This is a genomic window from Micrococcus sp. EWR3.9.1, from assembly GCF_052615555.1.
On the sequence record NZ_JBQXFD010000012.1, the window covers coordinates 20,122 to 38,844 of the forward strand.

The window sequence follows — 18,723 nt, forward strand, 5'->3', positions numbered from 1 at the left end:
GGATGGATGGAACACGACGGGGAAGTGACGGGTGGGACCCGTGGCCCCCGCGGTCGACCGACGACGTCGGCGCCCGGCCATGGAGCCTCGGCGATGTTATCGGAATGTGATCTTCGTGACCATACTGAGATCTATGCCGTCCGGGGCGCGATGGGCCGGGCCCGTCGGCGGCCACGTAGGCTGGCGCCTGTGAGCACCACTTCCTCCGACACCCCGGTCCCCGCTGACGCGATCCCCGCCGAGCTCGACGCCCTCGTGGGCGAGTGGCTCTCCGTGCCCGACGTGGCGGAGCACCTCGACCAGCGCGTGACCCGCGTCCACAACCTCGTGCATGATCGCCGCCTGCTGGCCGTGCGTCGTCCCGAGCCCGCGGTGCGGTCCGTGCCGGCCCTGTTCCTCACCGAGACCGGCGTGCTCGACTCCCTGCAGGGCACGCTCGTGCTGCTGGCCGACGCCGGCTTCTCCGACGAGGAGGCCCTCCGTTGGCTGTTCACCGAGGACGAGTCGTTGCCCGGCCGGCCCATCGACGCACTCCGGGACGGCCGGAAGACCGAGATCCGGCGTCGCGCCCAGGCCCTGGCCTGGTGAGCCGGCCCCGCGGGCGGCCTTAGCCCGCGGGGTCCGTGCCGCTCAGTGGCGGCGCGACGTGTAGGCGTCGATCAGCTGCGTGAGCTCGGCGCTGACGTCCTCGGGGACGCCGTGCGCGAGCAGGCCCGCCACGGCCCCGGCCGCCTCGTGCGAGAGCGCCGCGACCCGCTCTTCGACGGCCCGGCGCGCGCCGCACGCCTCGAGGACGCCCTGCCAGTGGGCCACCCGGTCCGCACCGAGGTCCGGGTCGCCGAGGTCCGCGTCGAGCGCGGCGGCCTCGTCCGGGGCGAGCAGCTCGACGGCGCGGGCGATGAGCACCGTCTGCTTCCCCTCCCGCAGGTCGTCGCCCGCGGGCTTGCCCGTGGTCGCCGGATCGCCGAACACGCCGAGCAGGTCGTCGCGGTACTGGAAGGCCATGCCGAACGGCAGCGACACCCGGGCGAACGCGGTCACCAGCCCGTCGTCCGCCCCCGCCAGCAGCCCCCCGAGGGCGAGCGGGTGCACCGCCGAATAGCGCGCCGACTTGTGCTCCACCACCGCCTCGGCGGCCGCCTCGGCCTCGCGGGCGTCGCGCGCCGCCGGGGCCATCTCGGCCACCACGTCGAGGTACTGACCCGCCATCACGCCGAAGCGCATCCGCTCGAGCTCGGCCCGCGCCCGGTCCTCCCGGGGCGTGCCGGCGAGGACGCGCGCGAAGGCCGTCTCGCTCATCCCCAGGGCGACGTCGCCGGCGAGGATCGCGGCGGAGACGCCGAAGTGCTCCGCGGCGTGGCGCCAGCCCGCCTCCCGGTGGAGGGACTCGAAGCGGCGGTGCACGCTGGGCATCCCGCGGCGGGTGTCCGAGCGGTCCAGGATGTCGTCGTGGATCAGCGCCGCGGCCTGGAACAGCTCGAACGCCGCCCCCGCCTCGGCGATGCGGGGGTCCTCCGCCTCGCCACCGGCCGCCCGCCAGCCGAGCCAGGCCAGGACGGCGCGCAGGCGCTTGCCGCCCGCGGTCAGGTCCGCGATCGCGTCCACGAGGGGCGCGGTCAGCGGGTGGACGTCCCGGGCGAGGTCCCGGTGCTCCGCCAGCAGGCGGTCGAGGGCGTCGGCGACGGCGGCGCGGAAGCGGTCCTGGTCGGCGGGACGGGGGCGGGGGACGGCGACGTCGGCGGGCATGGCCCCACCCTAGCCGCGCCGCGCGACGGATCGCCGGTCCCGGATAGGCTCGGTCCATGTCCGAGACCGCGCCCGCTGCACCCCGCGATGAGGCGACGATCCTCCACGTGGACATGGACGCGTTCTTCCTGTCCGTCGAGCTGCGCGAACGGCCCGACCTCGAGGGGCGTCCCGCCGCCGTCGCCGCCCCGAGCGGCCGGTCCGTGGTGCTCTCCGCCTCGTACGCGGCGCGGGCCTACGGGGTCCGCTCGGCGATGCCCCTGGCGCACGCCCGCGCCCTGTGCCCGCCCCTCGTGGTCATCCCGCCGCGCCAGCAGCTCTACCGGGCCGTCTCCGCCGAGGTGATGGCCGTGCTCGCGGACGTGACCCCCGTGATGGAGCAGCTCAGCGTGGACGAGGCGTTCCTCGACGTCGCCGGCGCGCGCCGTCGGCTCGGCCCGCCCGAGCACATCGGCCACCTGATCCGGGAGCGCGTCCGCTCCGCGCTGGGGCTGCCGTGCACCGTGGGCGGCTCGGCCGTGAAGTTCGTGGCCAAGACGGCGTCCACCGCGGCCAAGCCCGACGGCCTGCTGATCGTGCCGCCGGAGCGCACCCTGGACTTCCTCCATCCGCTGCCCGTGGGCCGGCTGTGGGGCGTGGGCCCCAAGGCGGCCGAGCGGCTCGCCCGGCGGGGGGTGGCGACCATCGGCGACCTCGCCCGGGTGGACCCCGCGCGACTGGAGGCGTCGTTCGGGGCCGCCGGCCGGGAGTGGGCGTCGCTCGCCCGGGGCATCGACCCGCGTCCCGTCGCCCCGCGCCCGGCGGCCCGCAGCATCGGTGCGGACCACACCTTCGACGTCGACCCCGTCGACGTCGCGGGCGTCGACCCGGAGGTCCTGCGCCTGTGCCACCGGGTCGCGGCCCGGCTGCGTGCGGAGCAGGCCACCGCCGGCGCGGTCACAGTCCGCCTCAAGGCGCCGGACGGGTCGGTCCGCAGCCGCACCGCCCGCCTCGCCCGGCCGACCGCCACGGGCCACGACCTCCTCGGCCCGGCGCGGCGACTCGTCCGCGAGCTGCACGCCGAACGGCCGCATCCGGTCCGGCTCGTGGGCGTGCGCGCCGAGCGCCTCGGGGACGAGGCCGATCAGCCCCCGGCCCAGGAGGCGCTCTTCGGCGGTCCCGCCTGGGGGACGGAGGGCGAGGCGTCGGAGGCGGGCGACTGGGCCGGTGCCGAGGCCGCCCTGGACGCCGTCGCCCGGCGCTTCCCGACGGCGGCCGTGCGGCCGGCGTCGCTGCTGGGTCGCCGCGAGGCCCGCGCCGACGCCCGCCGGGACGCGCCGCGGCCGGGCCCCGGAGGCCCGGACCGGGAGTGAGGGGTTCCGGGGCCGGCGACGTCGCCACCTGGCTAGGGTGGGGCGGCAGGTCCTATCCTGGAGGGCAAGTCGGACGCGCGGGCGTCCCCTCCCGGTCCCGGAGGTGTCGGAGGCCGCGTTCGAAGGAGTCGCCATGCCCCTCTCAGAGCATGAGCAGCGGATGCTGGACCAGCTGGAGCAGCAGCTGCGCACCGAGGACCCCCGGCTGGCCACCCAGATGGCGGACACGGGGCGGCATCGGCTGCCCGTGGGTCGCGTCGTGGCCGGGGCCGTCCTCGCCGTGGTCGGGCTGCTCGTCGTGGTCCTCGGGGTCGCCAACCACGCGATCCTCCTGGGCGTGCTCGGCGTCGTCGTCATCGGGGCCGGCATCTTCCTGCTGACCACGCGGCCGCGCGCTGTCGCCTCCGGGGCCTCGGGCCCGGAGGCCCGCCGGTCGGGCGCACCGCGACGGCAGGGAGGCGGCGACTTCATGGGCCGCCTCGAGCGGCGCTGGGACGAGCGGCGCGCCGGAGGCGACTGAGCGCCTGGCCCGCCGGGCCCCCACTATCCTCCACTCCAGGCCCCGATCCGCTCCGGATCGGGGCCTTTCCGCTGCCCGAGGCTCCGTCATCGCCGCGGCCCTCCACCGGGGCCCACCGGTCCTCCACGTCCCTCCACGGCGACGCCGGCCCCGGGACCCGCGGGATGGCGCGCCGGACTCGGGGGGCCTCGACACGCCCGTGGCGCCGGGACCCGCGTCCGGGGTTGATGGTGGAGGGAAGTGGGGTAATGTGGAGGGAAGGAGAGAGCATGGGTCCCGACCTTGGTCGGGAGGGACCGCTTGACGAGCCAGGGGGTCTGCCGTGTTCTTGGGCACGTACACCCCCCGGCTCGACGAGAAGTCCCGGCTGATCCTCCCCGCCAAGTTCCGCGAGGAGCTGGCGGAGGGGCTGGTCCTGACCCGGGGTCAGGAGCGCTGCATCTACGTGTTCAGCGCTCGTGAGTTCGAGCGGGTCCACGAGCAGATGAGGTCGGCTCCACTGTCCTCCCGCCAGGCCCGTGACTACATCCGCGTCTTCCTCTCGGGGGCGTCGGACGAGGTCCCGGACAAGCAGGGTCGGGTGACCGTGCCGGCGCCGCTGCGACAGTACGCGGGGCTGGACCGGGACGTGACCGTGATCGGCGCGGGGACGCGAGTGGAGATCTGGGACTCGGAGTCCTGGAACACCTACCTCGCCGAGCAGGAAGCCGCCTTCTCCGAGACCGACGAGGACGTCCTGCCCGGCGTCTTCTGACCATGACCACCCGACCTCGAGCGAGACCTCCAGCCGACGCCGCCGCACCTGACCCGTCTTCCCCTGGGCCAGGCGCGGCGGCGGACGGATGGGGATCCCGCCCGAGGTCCGCCAGGACCGCGATGTGAGCAGGAGGTCGAGAGTGGACGCAGGCCAGCCGCGCCCCGAGGACCGCCACCTGCCCGTGATGCGGGACCGCGTCGTCGACCTCCTCGCCCCCGCCGTCCAGGCCGCGCTCGAGGCCGGCCGTACGCCCGTCGCCGTCGACGGCACGCTGGGCATGGGCGGGCACACCGAGGCCCTGCTGACCCGGTTCCCCCACCTGCGCGTCATCGGCATCGACCGCGACGTCCACGCCCAGGCCATGGCCGTCGAGCGCCTCGGCCCCCTCGCCGAGCGCCTGATCCCCTTCCACGGCACCTACGACCGGGTGCCCGAGGCCATGGCCGCCGCGGGCGTCACGAAGGTCGACGCCGCGCTCTACGACCTCGGTGTGTCCTCCTACCAGCTGGACGACCGGGAGCGCGGCTTCGCCTACTCCTACGACGCTCCGCTGGACATGCGCATGGACGACACCGCCGAGCGCTCCGCCGCGACGCTCGTGGCGGAGCTGGACGAGCAGGAGCTGCGCCGCATCATCCGTCGCGACGGCGAGGAGCGCTTCGCCGGCCCCATCGCACGGGCCATCGTCCGGGCCCGCGACGAGGCCCCCATCGAGACCACCGGCCGCCTCGTCGAGGTGATCCGCTCGGCCGTCCCCGTCGCCGCGGGGGCAACCGGCGGGCACCCGGCCAAGCGCACCTTCCAGGCCCTGCGCATCGCCGTGAACGAGGAGCTCGACATCCTCGACGCCGCCGTGCCCGCCATCCTCGACGCCCTCCACGTGGGCGGGCGCCTCGTGGTGATGAGCTACCACTCCCTCGAAGACCGCATCACGAAGCGGCACCTGAGCGCGTGGGCCACGTCCACGGCGCCCCCGGGGTTCCCAGTGGTGCTGGAGGAGCACGAACCCGTGGTGCGGGTGCTCACCCGCGGCACCGAGAAGCCCACCGAAGAAGAAATCTCCGAGAACCGTCGCGCCTCCTCCGCGAGAGTGCGTGCGGTTGAGAAGATCAGGACGTCCAGGACCACGGCATGACGCTGCACGAGGAGATGAGCATGGCCGCACACGCACGGATCGCAGAGTCGCTGCGCCCCGGGTCGACCCCCGTCGCCCCTGCGCGGCCGACTCCGCAGGAGCGCACGCCGCTCTCGGTGGTGCCCGCCCCGCTGCCCCGATCCCGCTCCGGGGTGACCGTGCTGTGCGTCCTCGTGGTGCTCGCCGCGCTCGCGGCGGTGCTCGTCATGAACATCACGATGTCCAACCGGCAGTACGCCCTCCTGGACCTGCGCCAGGAGCAGCAGGCCGTCACCGAGACCAATGAGCGGCTGGCCGAACAGGTGGGCCACCTCGAGGCGCCGCAGAACCTGGCCGCGCGCGCCGACGCCCTCGGGATGGTCGCCCCCGCCGGCACCGCCTCCGTGGACGCGGGCACGGGCCAGTTCAGCGGCGAGGCCCAGGCGGCCCAGGACGGCGACATCTCCGCCACCTACGTCGCGCCGCCGGCGGACGCGGACGCGGTCCGCCAGGGGACGGCCGGCGACGGCCAGGACGAGATCGAGGGACCGCGCACCCTCGGCGGCGAGGACGCCTCCGCCGCCCCCGACCAGGACGCCGCCGACCGTTGATCGACCGTCCCGCCTCGCACCTTCCCCGCGGCGGATCGACGGTCGGGCCCGCTCCCGGGCACCCCGCCGTGCGCACCCGCATCCTTCTCCTGCTCGTCTTCGTCCTGCTCGGCGGGCTCGCACTGCGGCTCGTCTACGTGCAGGGCATCGACCCCACGGGGCAGGCCGCGGCGGCCATGGACCAGCGCCTGACACACCAGGAGACCCTGCCGCAGCGCGGGTCCATCCTGGACCGCGACGGCGACGTGCTGGCCGCCAGCGTGCGCCGCTACGACATCGTCGTGGACCAGCGCCTCGTCAAGGACTTCAACGAATGGGACCGCGAGGCCCGGGAGACCGTGCTCGTGGACGTGGACTCCCGCCTGGCCAGCCTGGCCGAGGTGCTCGGCATGACGGAGGAGGAGGTGCGCGAGGCCACCATCGGCTCCCGCCCGTACGCCGTGGTGCGTCGCTCCGTGACCCCGGAGGTCCGGGACAAGGCCATGGCGCTCAACGTGCCGGGCCTGCTCTCCGAGGCGGTGGACCGCCGCACCTACCCGAACGGGTCGGTCGCCGGCAGCATCATCGGCTTCATGGGCGGTGACGGCACCGCCCTCGAAGGCCTCGAGCTCAGCCAGGACGACGTCATGACCGGCACCCCGGGCACCCGCACGTTCGAGGTGGGCGCGGACGGCATCCGCATCCCCAACGCCCCGCTCGAGGAGGTTCCGGCCGTGGACGGCGCCGACCTGCGCCTGACCGTGGACAAGGACGCCCAGTGGTTCGCGCAGGAGACCCTCGGCGCCCTCGCCGCCGAGTACGAGGCGGAGTGGGCGAACGCCGTCGTGATGGACGTGAAGACGGGCGACGTGATCGTCATGGCGGACTCCACCACGGTGGACCCCGCCGACCCCGACGCCACCGAGGGGAACTTCCGCACCTCCACCGTGATGAGCACGCCGTACGAGCCGGGCTCCACGGGCAAGGCGCTGCCGATCGCGGCCGCCGTCGACGCCGGGAAGGTCACCGCCACGGACGGCTTCACCGTCCCCGGCAGCCAGGACTTCGACGGGCAGACCATCCGGGACTTCTCCCCGCACCCGACGTTCGACATGACCGTGGCAGGCATCTACGCGCGCTCCTACAACACGGGCACGGTGCAGATCGCCGAGAAGATCACGGACGAGCAGCGCTACGAGTACATGCGCTCCTTCGGGGTCGGCCAGCCCATCGACCTCGGCCTGCCGCAGCAGGCGGGCAGCGTGCTCGTCCCGCCCGAGCAGTGGGACGGCCGCCAGCGCCTGACCACGGCCTTCGGCCAGGGCTACACCCAGACCACCCTGCACACCGCCCAGATGTACCAGGCCCTCGCCAACGGCGGCGTGCTGATCCCGGCCCGGCTGATCGACGCCACGGTGGACGGCGACGGCGCGGAGAAGCGCTGGGAGTCGTCCGCGGAGCCCCACCGCGTGGTCTCCGAGGAGACGGCGGCGCAGATGCTCCGCATGATGGAGACCGTCGTGACGCAGGGCACCAGCAAGGCCGCCGCGATCCCCGGGTATCGCGTGGGCGGCAAGTCCTCCACCGCCGAGGCCGCGAGCGACACCGGCACGTACGACGGCTACAACCTCGGCTTCACCGCCGTCGCCCCGCTCGACGACCCCCGCTTCGTGGTGTCCGTGTCCATGCATCGGCCGCCGTCGAAGCAGGGCTCCCGGGACGTGTCCGTCGCGGCCGCCACGATCATGGAGTACATGCTCCGCCAGGCGGACGTGCCCGCCACCGGAGCCGAGCCGAACGACTACCGCGTCTTCGTGGACGATCCGCAGGACCGGCCGTGGTGACCCACGCCTCCGGCCCCGAGCACCCCAGGAGCACCCCCATGACCACTCCGAGCGACCCCCCTGCGCCGCTGACCCCGGCCCAGCAGGACGCCGCCTTCCGGCCCTCCCACACCCCCGCCGCGGCCTGGCCCGCCCTCGCACAGGCGCTGGCCGGGGCGGGGATCGCGGCCCACGTCCACGGCGCGGCCCCGGCCGACGGCGTCACGGGGGTCAGCCTCGACTCGCGTGTCGTGCGCCCGGGCGACCTCTACGTCGCCGTTCCGGGGGCGCGCGCCCACGGCGCGGCGTTCGCGGCCACGGCGCTGGAGGCCGGCGCCGTCGGCGTCCTGACGGACGCGGCGGGCCGCGCGCTCCTGGCGGAGCAGGGCCTGGCCGACGTCCCGGTGCTCGAGGTCGACGCCGTGCGCACCGCCGCCGGCACCGTGGCGGCCCGCGTCTACGGCGGCGGGGGCGACGCCGGCCCGCGCCTGCTCGGCGTGACCGGCACCAACGGCAAGACCACCACGAGCTTCCTCGCCGCCGCCCTGCTCGAGGCCCTGGGGCGCCGGTCGGGCATCGTGGGCACGATCCTGATCCGCGCGGGGGAGCGGGAGGTCCCCTCCACGCTCACCACGCCCGAGGCCACCCAGCTGCACGCCCTCATGGCGCTCATGCGCGAGGAGGAGGTGGACACCGCCGTCATGGAGGTCTCCTCCCACGCCGTGGCGTACCAGCGGATCGCCGGCCTGCGCTACGCGGTGGCCGGGTTCACCAACCTGACCCAGGACCACCTGGACATGCACGGCTCGATGCAGGAGTACTTCGCGGCCAAGGCCGGTCTGTTCGACCCCGCCCGCACCGACCACGCCGTCATCACGCTCGACGGCGGCGAGGGGCCCCGCTGGGGCGTCGCCATGGCCCGGGCCGCCGGCGTTCCCGTCACCACGCTCGCCCTCGGGCCGGCCGCGCCGACGCCGGGCGCCCTGGCCGAGCACGACCCCGGTTTCCGGGCGGACTGGGAGGTCGCCGAGCTCGCGCCGGACGGCCTCGGCCACCGCTTCACGCTGCGCCACGCGGCCACGGGCCGGGAGCTGCGGGCCTCCGTCGGTCTGCCGGGCCGCTTCAACGTGGCCAACGCGGCCCTCGCGGTCCTGCTCGTGCTGCACGCCGTGGGGGAGGAGCACCTGGACGCGCTCGCCGCCGTCCTGGACGTGCCCGCGGGCGAGGGCCCTCTGGCCGCCGCCGTCCCGGGGCGGATGGAGGTCGTGGGCCGCGAGCCGGACGCCGTCGTCGACTTCGCGCACAACCCGGACGGCATGGTCCAGGCGCTGCGCTCCCTCGCCGACGCCCGGGCGTCGGCGGGGACGCGCGGGCGCACCCTGATCGTGTTCGGCTCCGCCGGCGACCGTGACCGTGACAAGCGGCCCGTGATGGGCGCGATCGCGGCCCGGGCGGCGGATGTGGTGATCGTCACCGACGACACCCCCCACTCGGAGGACCCGGCCCCGATCCGTGCCCACATCCTCGCCGGCGCCCGCGCCGAGGCCGACCGCATCGCGCGGGAGGAGGGCCGCACGGTCGTGATCGAGGAGGTGGCCGACCGTGCGGCGGCCATCCGCCGCGCCGTGGAGCTGGCGGGGCCGCAGGACGGCATCCTCCTGGCCGGCCGCGGACACGAGACCACGATGGACTACGACGGCGAGCTCGTCCCGCTGGACGATCGGGTGGCCCTGCGCGAGGCCCTGGCCGCCCGTGTCGCGGCGGCCTCCGCCTCGGGCTCCGGCCCCGCCCGCGAGGGTAAGGTCATCGAGTCATGATCGCTCTCACCGCAGCCCAGATCGCCGAGGCCGTGTCCGGCACGCTCTCGGCCACCCTCGACCCCGCCGCCGTGCTGGTGCACGTCACCCCCGACTCGCGGGAGGTCACCGCCGAGGGCACGCTCTACGTGGCGAAGCCGGGGGAGCGCGCCGACGGCCACGACTTCATCGACGCCGCGCTGGGTGCCGGCGCCGCCGCTGTGCTCGCCGAGCACGTCACGCACGCCCCCGACGGCGCCGCGCACCCGGCGATCATCGTGGAGGACGCCGTGCTCGCGATGGGCGCGCTCGCCCGGGAGGTCGTGCGCCGCGTCCGGGGGCACTCCCCGACCACCGTCATCGGCATCACCGGCTCGGCCGGCAAGACCACCACCAAGGACCTGCTCGCTGCCCTGCTGGCCACCCAGGGCCCCACCGTCGCACCGGTCGGCTCGTACAACGGCGAGGTCGGCGTGCCGCTCACGGTGTTCCGGGCGGAGCTGGACACGCGCTTCCTCGTGGTCGAGATGGGCGCGGACCACGTCGGCAACATCGCGTACCTCTGCGACATCGTGCGCCCGGACATCGGCGTCGTGCTCATGGTGGGCACCGCCCATGCGGGCAGCTTCGGCGGCGTGGCGAACATCGCGCGCACCAAGGGCGAGCTCGTGGAGGCCCTCGGCCCCGAGGGCGTCGCCGTCCTCAACCTCGACGACGAGCGTGTCGCCGGCATGGCGGCACGGACCGCCGCCCCGATCACCTGGTTCACCGCGGACGAGCGGGGCGTCGCCCGCGCGGCCGAGGACGTGGCCGCCGGCCGCGCGTCGGGACTCGTCGCCGCACGGGACGTGCGAGCCGACGACCAGGAGCGCCCCGTCTTCGACCTGCAGGTCGGGACGGATGAGGCCGCCGTGCGGCATCCGGTCGCCTCCGGACTGACCGGCCTGCACCACGTGCACAACGTGCTGGCCGCCGCCGCGGCCGCCCACGCCGCCGGCATGGACCCGGCCGAGATCGCCCGTGGTCTCGACGGGCTCGGGCCCGCCAGCCGCTTCCGGATGGAGCGCACCGACCGCGCGGACGGCGTCACGATCATCAACGACGCGTACAACGCCAACCCCGAGTCCATGCGCGCCGCGCTGCGGACGCTGGCCACCCTCGGCCGCTCCAGCGGCCGCCGCACCTGGGCCGTCCTGGGGGAGATGCTCGAGCTCGGCGATGCCCGCGTCCGTGAGCACACCCTCGTGGGCGAGTCCGTGGTGCGCCTGAACATCGCCCAGCTGCTGGTGGTGGGCGCCGGAGCCCGGCCGCTCTACATCGGCGCCCTCAACGAGGGCAGCTGGGGCGAGGAGGCGCACTTCGTCGACGACGCCGCGCAGGCCGAGGCGTTCCTCGCCGAGCACCTGCGCCCCGGCGACCTCGTCCTCGTCAAGTCCTCCAACGGCGTCGGGCTCGCGGCCCTCGGCGAGCGCCTCGCCACGGCCGACGCCGTCGCCGCCCCCTCCGCCTCCCCGAAGGAGTCCCGACCGTGATCGGACTGCTCATCGGCGGCGTGCTCGGCCTGGTCCTCTCGGCCGTCGGCACCCCGCTGTTCATCAGGTTCCTCGTCAAGCGCGGATACGGCCAGTTCGTCCGCGACGACGGCCCGACCACCCACAAGACCAAGCGCGGCACGCCCACGATGGGCGGCGCGGTCATCATCGGCTCCATGGTGCTGGCGTACCTGATCACCCACGGGCTGCTCGCGGTGCTCGGCGTCGACTTCGGCGGGCCCACGGCCTCCGGCCTGATCCTGCTGCTGCTCACCGTGGGCATGGCCTTCGTCGGTTTCGTGGACGACTTCACGAAGATCACGAAGCAGCGCTCGCTCGGCCTGACGCCGCGCGGCAAGATCATCCTCCAGGCCCTGATCGGCACCGCCTTCGCCGTCCTCGCCCTGAACTTCCCGGACGAGCGGGGCCTGACCCCCGCCTCGACGGCGATCTCCTTCGCCCGGGACATCCCGTGGCTCGACCTGGCCTTCGCCGGACCCGCGATCGGCGTCATCCTGTTCGTGATCTGGTCGAACCTCATCACCACCGCCACCACGAACGCCGTGAACCTCACGGACGGCCTCGACGGGCTCGCCACGGGTGCCACCGCCATGATCACGGGCGCCTACGTCCTGATATCGCTCTTCCAGTCGAGCCAGTCCTGCGCGCTCGAGGGCACCCGCGGCTGCTACGAGGTCCGCGACCCCATGGACCTGGCCCTGCTCGCGGCGATCCTCACGGGCAGCCTGCTGGGCTTCCTCTGGTGGAACACCTCGCCGGCCAAGATCTTCATGGGGGACACCGGCTCCATGGGCCTGGGCGGCGCCCTGGCCGGCTTCGCGATCTTCACGCGCACCGAGATCCTGGTGGCCGTGCTGGCCGGCCTCATGGTCGCGATCACGCTCTCCGTCATCATCCAGGTGGGCTGGTTCAAGGTCTCCGGCGGCAAGCGCGTGTTCCTGATGGCGCCGCTGCAGCACCACTTCGAGCTCAAGGGCTGGGCCGAGGTGACCGTCGTGGTCCGCTTCTGGCTGCTGTCCCTGATGTGCGTCACCGTGGGGCTCGCGATCTTCTACGGCGACTGGCTCATCCGCCAGGGCGGCCTCGCGGGGGTGACCCCGTGACCGGCCCCGCGTCCGACGCCGCGCTCGCACCGGTGCGCCGGCCTCGCGCCGACACCGCCCGCACCGCCGACCTCACGTCCTGGGACGCCCCGGGGTGGGCCGGCCTGCGCGTCGTCGTCACGGGCCTGGGCGTCACCGGCTTCTCCGTGGCCGACACCCTGGCCGAGCTGGGCGCCGCCGTCGTGGTGGTGGACGGCGATGACGGCCCCGAGAACCGGGCGCGTGCGGAGACCCTGCGGATCGTGGGGGTCCGCGAGGTCCTGCTCGACCGGGCGGCCACGCAGGTGCTGCCCGAAGTCGACGGCGCCGCCGCGGACCTCGTCGTGACCTCCCCGGGCTGGCGGCCGGACCAGCCGCTGCTGATGGCCGCCCATGCGGCGGGCCTGCCGATCTGGTCCGACGTCGAACTGGCCTGGCGGCTGCGCGAGCGCGCCGGCCGGAAGACCGCCGACTGGGTGTGCCTGACAGGCACGAACGGCAAGACGACGACCGTGACGATGGTCGAGGCCATCCTGCGGGCGGACGGCCGTCGGGCGGTGGCCTGCGGCAACGTCGGCACCCCCGTGCTCGACGCGATCCGCGACCCGGAGGGCTTCGACGTGCTCGCCCTCGAGCTCTCCAGCTTCCAGCTGCACTGGACGCACGGCCTGGCCCCGGCGTCATCGGCGGTGCTGAACCTGGCCGAGGACCACGTGGACTGGCACGGCTCGATGGAGGAGTACGCCGCCGCCAAGGGCAAGGTGTACGCGAACACGCGGGTGGCCTGCGTGTTCAACGAGCAGGACCCGCTGACCCGCACCCTCGTGGAGCGCGCGGACGTCCAGGAGGGCTGCCGCGCGATCGGCTTCACCACGGACACCCCGGGCCTGTCCGACATCGGCGTCGTGGACGGGATCCTCGTGGACCGTGCGTTCCTGGACAACCGGCGCCACGAGGCGATCGCCCTGGCCGAGCGCGCCGACCTGGGCCCGGTGGCGCCGCGCCACACCATGGCCAACGCGGCCGCCGCGGCGGCGCTGACCCGGGCCGTCGGGGTGAGCCCCGCGGCCGTGGCCGAGGGCCTGCGCTCCTACGACCGCGGGGAGCACCGCATCCAGCTCGTGGCCACCTCCCGCGACATCATGTGGGTCAACGACTCCAAGGCGACGAACCCGCACGCCGCAGACGCGTCGCTGGCGGCGTTCAGCTCCGTGGTGTGGCTGGCCGGCGGCCTGCCCAAGGGCGTGACCTATCACGAGCTGGTGGCCGCGCACGCCCACCGGCTCCGGGCGGTGGTGCTCCTGGGCAGGGACACCTCGGCCCTGCGCGCGGCCCTGGCCGCGCACGCCCCGGACGTCCCCGTCCACGCCCCCCTCGCCGCGGCCGACGGCACCGGCCCCGCCGACGGCGCGGCCGTGATGACCGAGGCGGTGCGCGTGGCCGACGGCCTGGCCCGCCCCGGCGACACCGTGCTCATGGCGCCCGCCGCGGCGTCGATGGACCAGTTCCGCTCCTACGCGGCCCGCGGCGACGCATTCATCGAGGCCGTCGCCGGGCTGATGCGCGAGCACGGCTGGGACGTGCACGACGACGCCGCCCCCGACACCGACTGACCCGCCGCCCACCCGACCGTCTCGCTTCCCCCGTGAGGAGGGCCATGTCCCCGATCGAGCTCCGCCCGGTCCGCCCCCGCGCGGACGACGACGCCCCCGAGCACCGGGAGCGTCTCCTGCACCGGATGTGGCGGGTCCTGGAGGGTCGCCGCGCCCTCGACCTGTCGGTCCTGCTCATCAGCGGCTGCACCGCCCTGCTCACCGTGCTGGGGCTCGTGATGGTGCTCTCCTCGTCCTCCGTCGAGGCGATCGGCACCGGCGGCGGCTCGTACGCCCTGTTCCTGCGCCAGAGCGCCTGGGCGGTGGCGGGCGTGGCGGCCCTGCTCGTGTTCTCGCGCCTGCCGGTGCGCGTCTTCAAGGCGCTCGCCTGGCCGGCGTTCGGCGTGGCCGTGATCCTGCTCGCGCTGGTCGCGTTCTCCCCGCTCGGCGTCACCGTGGGCGGCAATCGCAACTGGCTGGGCATCGGCGGGTTCCGGATGCAGCCCTCCGAGGCCGCCAAGCTCGCCCTGGCCCTGTGGGCGGCGGCGGTCCTGGAGCGCAAGCACCGCCTCGTCACCCAGGTGCGGCACGCGCTGATCCCGGTGCTGCCCGGCGGCCTGCTGCTGCTGATCCTGGTGATGGCGGGCAGCGACCTCGGGACCGCGATCATCCTCGCGATCGTGCTGGCCACGGTGCTGTACGTGGCCGGCACCCACTGGGGGGTCTTCCTCACCTTCCTGGCGCTGAGCATGCTGGGCATCCTGGCCCTGACCCTCCTCGCCCCGCACCGCATGGTCCGGGTGCAGGCCTGGATGGGGGACTGCTCCGACGCCACCGACCCCTGCTTCCAGCCGGCGCACGGGATGTACGCCCTGGCCTCGGGCGGCTGGTGGGGCGCGGGCCTCGGCCAGTCCCGCCAGAAGTGGAGCTACATCCCGGAGGCCGAGAACGACTTCATCTTCACCATCCTCGGCGAAGAGCTCGGGCTCGTGGGCACGCTGGTGGTGCTGCTGGCCTACCTCGGCCTGGCGATCGGCATCTACCGCGTCGCCGCCGGGACCACGTCCACGTTCATCCGCCTGTCCACGTGGGGGATCCTGGCCTGGCTGGTGGGCCAGGCGGCCGTCAACATCGCGATGGTCTCCGGGATCATCCCCGTGGTGGGCGTCCCCCTGCCCTTCATCTCCTATGGTGGTTCCGCGCTCACCCTGTCCTTGAGCGCGGTCGGCATCGTGCTGGCCTTCGCCCGTCACGAGCGCCGCCGTGCCGCGCAGCCGGACGCCCGCCCGCAGGCGGACGAGCCGGACACCGACCCCCTCCCCGTGATCCCCACCCCCGCCCTCCAGGAGCCCCGATGACGCAGACCTCTCATCCCTCCGGACCCCTGCGGGTGGTGCTGGCCGGCGGCGGCACCGCCGGCCACATCTCCCCGATGCTCGCGATCGCCCGCGCCCTGGAGGACGACGGCGGCGGCCCCGTCGAGTGCACCATGGTCGGCACCGCCTCCGGCATGGAGACGCGTCTCGTCCCCGAGGCGGGCTACGAGCTCGACCTGATCGACCGGGTCCCGATGCCGCGCCGCCCGTCGATGGACGTCGTCCGCTTCCCGGCCCGCTTGCGCGCCGCGGTCGCCACGGCGGCCCGGATCCTGCGGGACCGGCGCGCCGACGTCGTCGTGGGCGTGGGCGGCTACGTCGCCACGCCCGTGTACCTCGCCGCGTTCCGGGCCGGTGTGCCCGTGGTGGTCCACGAGGCCAACGCCCGCCCCGGCCTGGCCAACCGCATCGGCGCCCTGCGGGCCGCGCACGTCGGCACCGCCCTGCCGGACACCCGCCTCCGCGGCGCCCGCTGGGTGGGCATGCCGATGCGCCCCGAGATCTCCGGCCTGGACCGGGCGGCCGCCCGCCGTGCCGCCCGTGAGGCCCTCGGCCTCGACCCGGACCGGACCACCGTCGTGGTGACCGGCGGCAGCTCGGGTGCGCTGGCCGTGAACCGCACCGTGCGCGCCGCGCTGGGCGACCTCCTGGACGCCGGTCTGCAGGTGTTCCACCTGACCGGTCGGGACAAGGCCCTCACCGAGGACGACGGCGGCCTGCTGGTCCGGGACGGCTACGTCCAGCGGGAGTACCTGGCGGGCATGGAGCAGGCCTACGCCGCCGCCGACCTGATCGTCGCCCGCTCGGGCGCCGGCACGGTCTGCGAGGTGTCCGCGGTCGGCCTGCCCGCCGTCTACGTCCCCCTGCCCATCGGCAACGGCGAGCAGGCGCTCAACGCCCGCCCCGTGGTGGAGGCGGAGGGCGCGCTGCTCGTCCGCGACGACGCCTTCGGGCGCGCGTGGGTGCAGCGTCAGCTGATCCCGCTGGCGACCGACCCTGAGCGTCTCGCGCGCATGGGGGAGGCGGCCGCCCGCTTCGGCGTCCGGGACGCGGACGTCACCATGGCCGGCCTCGTGCGCTCGGCCGCCCAGGAAGGAGCCCGGCGATGAGCCGAGACGAGAGCACCCGTCCCGCGGCCGAGGGCCGCTTCGCCGACCTGGGCCGCGTGCACCTGCTGGGGATCGGCGGCGTCGGCGTGTCGGGGGTCGCCCGCATCCTCCAGGAGCAGGGCGTCGCGGTGTCCGGCTCCGACGCGAAGGACCTGCCCGTGATGCGCGAGCTCGCCGCGGGCGGTGCCCGGATCACGGTCGGCTACGATGCCGCGCATCTCGGCCGGGACGTCACCACGGTGATCGCCTCCTCGATCGCCGGGCCGGGCAACCCGGAGCACGACGCCGCCGTGGCGCGCGGACTGCGCGTGCTGCACCGTTCCGAGGGCCTCGCCCTGGCCATGCGCGGCCACCGGGTGCTGGCCGTCGCCGGCACGCACGGGAAGACCACCACGTCCTCCATGGCCGCCATGGCCTTCTCCGACGCCGGCTGGGACCCCACGTTCGCGGTCGGCGCCGCCGTCGCCGGGCTCGGCACCAACGCCCGGGCGGGCCGGGGCGAGTGGTTCATCGCGGAGGCCGACGAGTCCGACGGCACCCTGGTGAACTACCCGAGCACGATCGGGATCGTCACGACCGTGGAGGCCGACCACCTGGACCACTACGGGACCGAGGAGGCGGTGCACCAGGTCTTCCGGGACTTCGCGGGCGGGCTGCCGGCCGCCGCCCAGGGCGGGGTCCTCGTGGCCTGCCTCGACGACGCCGGCGCGGCGGACCTGGCCGCCTGGGCACGGGAGCACGCGGCCGCCGACGTCGTGACCTACGGCTCGGCGCCCCGTGACGGCGTGGCGCCGGACCTGCTGGTCACCGACCTCGCGGTGGAGCCGGGCGAGACCGGAGTGGGCCAGCGCGCCACGTTCCGGATGGCGGGCGGCCCGGAGCGCACCCTGCATCTGCAGGTGCCCGGCCGGCACAACGCGCTGAACGCCGCCGCTGTGGTCCTGGCCGCCGTCCGGGCGGGCATGGCCTTCGAGGCCGCCGTGCGGGGCGTGGAGGCCTTCCGGGGCACGGCCCGCCGCTTCGAGTTCCGCGGCGCCGCGCGCGGCGTGCGGGTCTTCGACGACTACGCGCACCATCCCACGGAGGTGGCCGCCGCGGTCTCCGCCGGCCGTGCCGTGGCCGGCGACGCCCGCGTGCACGTCCTGTTCCAGCCCCACCTGTTCTCCCGCACCCGGGACTTCGCCGCCGAGTTCGCCGCCGCCCTCTCCGGGGCGGACGCGGTGCGCGTGCTGCCCGTGTACGCGGCTCGGGAGGAGCCGATGCCCGGCGTCGACTCGTCCCTCATCGCCTCCCGCCTCACCACGGGCGCCGCCGAGGACCGTGTCGTCGCCGAGGACCGCGCCGAGGCGGTGCGCTCGCTCGCGGCGGGCGCCACGGCCGGCGACGTCGTCCTGACGATGGGCGCGGGGGACGTCACCGCCCTGGGCCCGGACCTGCTGGCCGAGCTCGGTCGGGACGCGGCGCCCGGCGTCGCCCACCCGTGAGGCTCGGCCGCGGGACGCCGCCGGTCGCACCAGCCGGGGCCGACGCCTCCACCGTGGTCCGATTCCCGGGCCGCACCGCGCGCCGGCGCCGCGCCACGCGCTGGGGTGTGGCGGCCGCGGTCCTCGCGGTGCTGACCGCCCTGGGCTGGGTCGTGTTCTTCTCGCCCGTGCTCGCGGTGGACCGCGTCGAGGTCACCGGCACCCGCCATGTCTCCGCCGCCGAGGTCCAGGAGCGCCTGGAGCCCGTGTACGGCGTGCCGCTGTCCCGCGTCGGCGCCGGCTGTGTGGGCGAGCTGGTCGGTGGTCTGCCCGGAGTGGCCGAGGTCCAGACCGTTCCCCGCCTGCCCACCGGCCTGGAGGTCGTGGTCCGGGAGCATGAGACGCGGGCCCGGCGGGATGGCGACGACGGTGTGCAGCTGCTGCTCGCAGACGGCACCGTCCTGACGGGAGTGCCGGAGGAACGGCTCGAGGGCGAGGACCTCCCCGCGTTCTCGGAGGAGCTGGCGCAGCGGGCGCAGGAGGAGCGCGCCGAGGTGGCCGAGGTGCTGGCCGCCCTGCCGGAGGCCGTGGCGGATCGTGTCGAGACGGCCGACTCCCGGGGCCCGGGCCAGGTCCGTCTGGCGCTCGAGGGTGGGGTGACCCTGGTCTGGGGCGACGCGCAGGACGCCGGCCTCAAGGGGTCCGTGGCCGAGGCGTTCCTGGCGGACGAGCGGCACGGGTCCGCGGCGGGCGGCGTCGCCGAGATCGACGTCTCCGTGCCCACGCGGCCGATCACGCGCTGAACCGGGGCCACAGGAGTCTCCAGTAGAACGTGAAGGTGAAGGTCGGG

16 protein-coding genes are annotated in these 18,723 nt (G+C 75.0%); 15 read left to right on the forward strand and 1 reads right to left on the reverse strand.

The window, feature by feature from the left end; genetic code table 11:
* Positions 1-189 precede the first annotated feature (189 nt).
* A complete protein-coding gene (locus ACUJ8O_RS08420; RefSeq protein ID WP_044659490.1) occupies positions 190-588 on the forward strand; it encodes an Rv2175c family DNA-binding protein in 399 nt (132 codons plus the stop codon).
* A 42-nt stretch (positions 589-630) separates the two neighbouring features.
* Here the strand turns inward: ACUJ8O_RS08420 and ACUJ8O_RS08425 are convergent, their stop codons facing one another.
* On the reverse strand, positions 631-1,746 hold the full coding sequence (locus ACUJ8O_RS08425) for a polyprenyl synthetase family protein (RefSeq protein ID WP_078025833.1): 1,116 nt from the start codon (positions 1,744-1,746) through the stop codon (positions 631-633).
* A gap of 56 nt (positions 1,747-1,802) precedes the next feature.
* Here ACUJ8O_RS08425 and dinB point away from each other — a divergent pair, with 56 nt between their 5' ends.
* From dinB to ACUJ8O_RS08495, 14 genes are all read left to right on the forward strand, one after another.
* Entirely contained in the window at positions 1,803-3,098 is a 1,296-nt protein-coding gene (gene dinB, locus ACUJ8O_RS08430; RefSeq protein WP_063189731.1) for a DNA polymerase IV, read from the forward strand.
* Between the two features lie 133 nt (positions 3,099-3,231).
* Positions 3,232-3,618, forward strand: coding sequence for a DUF3040 domain-containing protein (locus tag ACUJ8O_RS08435; protein WP_012750919.1), 387 nt, complete (start codon positions 3,232-3,234; stop codon positions 3,616-3,618).
* A 322-nt stretch (positions 3,619-3,940) separates the two neighbouring features.
* A complete protein-coding gene (gene mraZ / locus ACUJ8O_RS08440) occupies positions 3,941-4,372 on the forward strand; it encodes a division/cell wall cluster transcriptional repressor MraZ (RefSeq protein WP_002854575.1) in 432 nt (143 codons plus the stop codon).
* Between the two features lie 142 nt (positions 4,373-4,514).
* On the forward strand, positions 4,515-5,510 hold the full coding sequence (gene rsmH, locus ACUJ8O_RS08445; protein WP_036314148.1) for a 16S rRNA (cytosine(1402)-N(4))-methyltransferase RsmH: 996 nt from the start codon (positions 4,515-4,517) through the stop codon (positions 5,508-5,510).
* Positions 5,507-6,100 (forward strand): hypothetical protein, encoded by a 594-nt coding sequence (locus ACUJ8O_RS08450; RefSeq protein WP_036314150.1) that lies wholly within the window; start codon positions 5,507-5,509, stop codon positions 6,098-6,100. The genes rsmH and ACUJ8O_RS08450 overlap by 4 nt, the downstream gene beginning before the upstream one ends.
* Before the next feature lie 68 nt (positions 6,101-6,168).
* On the forward strand, positions 6,169-7,923 hold the full coding sequence (locus ACUJ8O_RS08455) for a peptidoglycan D,D-transpeptidase FtsI family protein (RefSeq protein ID WP_233263279.1): 1,755 nt from the start codon (positions 6,169-6,171) through the stop codon (positions 7,921-7,923).
* A gap of 38 nt (positions 7,924-7,961) precedes the next feature.
* A complete protein-coding gene (locus tag ACUJ8O_RS08460; RefSeq protein ID WP_095347342.1) occupies positions 7,962-9,719 on the forward strand; it encodes a Mur ligase family protein in 1,758 nt (585 codons plus the stop codon).
* On the forward strand, positions 9,716-11,230 hold the full coding sequence (locus tag ACUJ8O_RS08465; RefSeq protein WP_158183829.1) for a UDP-N-acetylmuramoyl-tripeptide--D-alanyl-D-alanine ligase: 1,515 nt from the start codon (positions 9,716-9,718) through the stop codon (positions 11,228-11,230). Before ACUJ8O_RS08460 ends, ACUJ8O_RS08465 begins: the two co-directional genes overlap by 4 nt.
* Positions 11,227-12,354: a phospho-N-acetylmuramoyl-pentapeptide-transferase gene (gene mraY / locus ACUJ8O_RS08470; protein WP_445373310.1), complete on the forward strand. Its 1,128-nt coding sequence runs from the start codon at positions 11,227-11,229 to the stop codon at positions 12,352-12,354. Before ACUJ8O_RS08465 ends, mraY begins: the two co-directional genes overlap by 4 nt.
* The gene (gene murD, locus ACUJ8O_RS08475) at positions 12,351-13,946 is read left to right on the forward strand and encodes a UDP-N-acetylmuramoyl-L-alanine--D-glutamate ligase (RefSeq protein ID WP_180949566.1); all 1,596 of its coding nucleotides are present in this window, start codon (positions 12,351-12,353) and stop codon (positions 13,944-13,946) included. The genes mraY and murD overlap by 4 nt, the downstream gene beginning before the upstream one ends.
* Before the next feature lie 44 nt (positions 13,947-13,990).
* Entirely contained in the window at positions 13,991-15,283 is a 1,293-nt protein-coding gene (gene ftsW / locus ACUJ8O_RS08480; RefSeq protein ID WP_095347345.1) for a putative lipid II flippase FtsW, read from the forward strand.
* Positions 15,280-16,410, forward strand: a complete 1,131-nt coding sequence (gene murG, locus ACUJ8O_RS08485) for an undecaprenyldiphospho-muramoylpentapeptide beta-N-acetylglucosaminyltransferase (protein WP_148408300.1) — start codon at positions 15,280-15,282, stop codon at positions 16,408-16,410. The genes ftsW and murG overlap by 4 nt, the downstream gene beginning before the upstream one ends.
* Positions 16,407-17,894: a UDP-N-acetylmuramate--L-alanine ligase gene (murC, locus tag ACUJ8O_RS08490; protein ID WP_158183828.1), complete on the forward strand. Its 1,488-nt coding sequence runs from the start codon at positions 16,407-16,409 to the stop codon at positions 17,892-17,894. The genes murG and murC overlap by 4 nt, the downstream gene beginning before the upstream one ends.
* 53 nt (positions 17,895-17,947) lie before the next feature.
* Entirely contained in the window at positions 17,948-18,676 is a 729-nt protein-coding gene (locus ACUJ8O_RS08495) for a cell division protein FtsQ/DivIB (protein WP_051995230.1), read from the forward strand.
* Positions 18,677-18,723 lie beyond the last annotated feature (47 nt).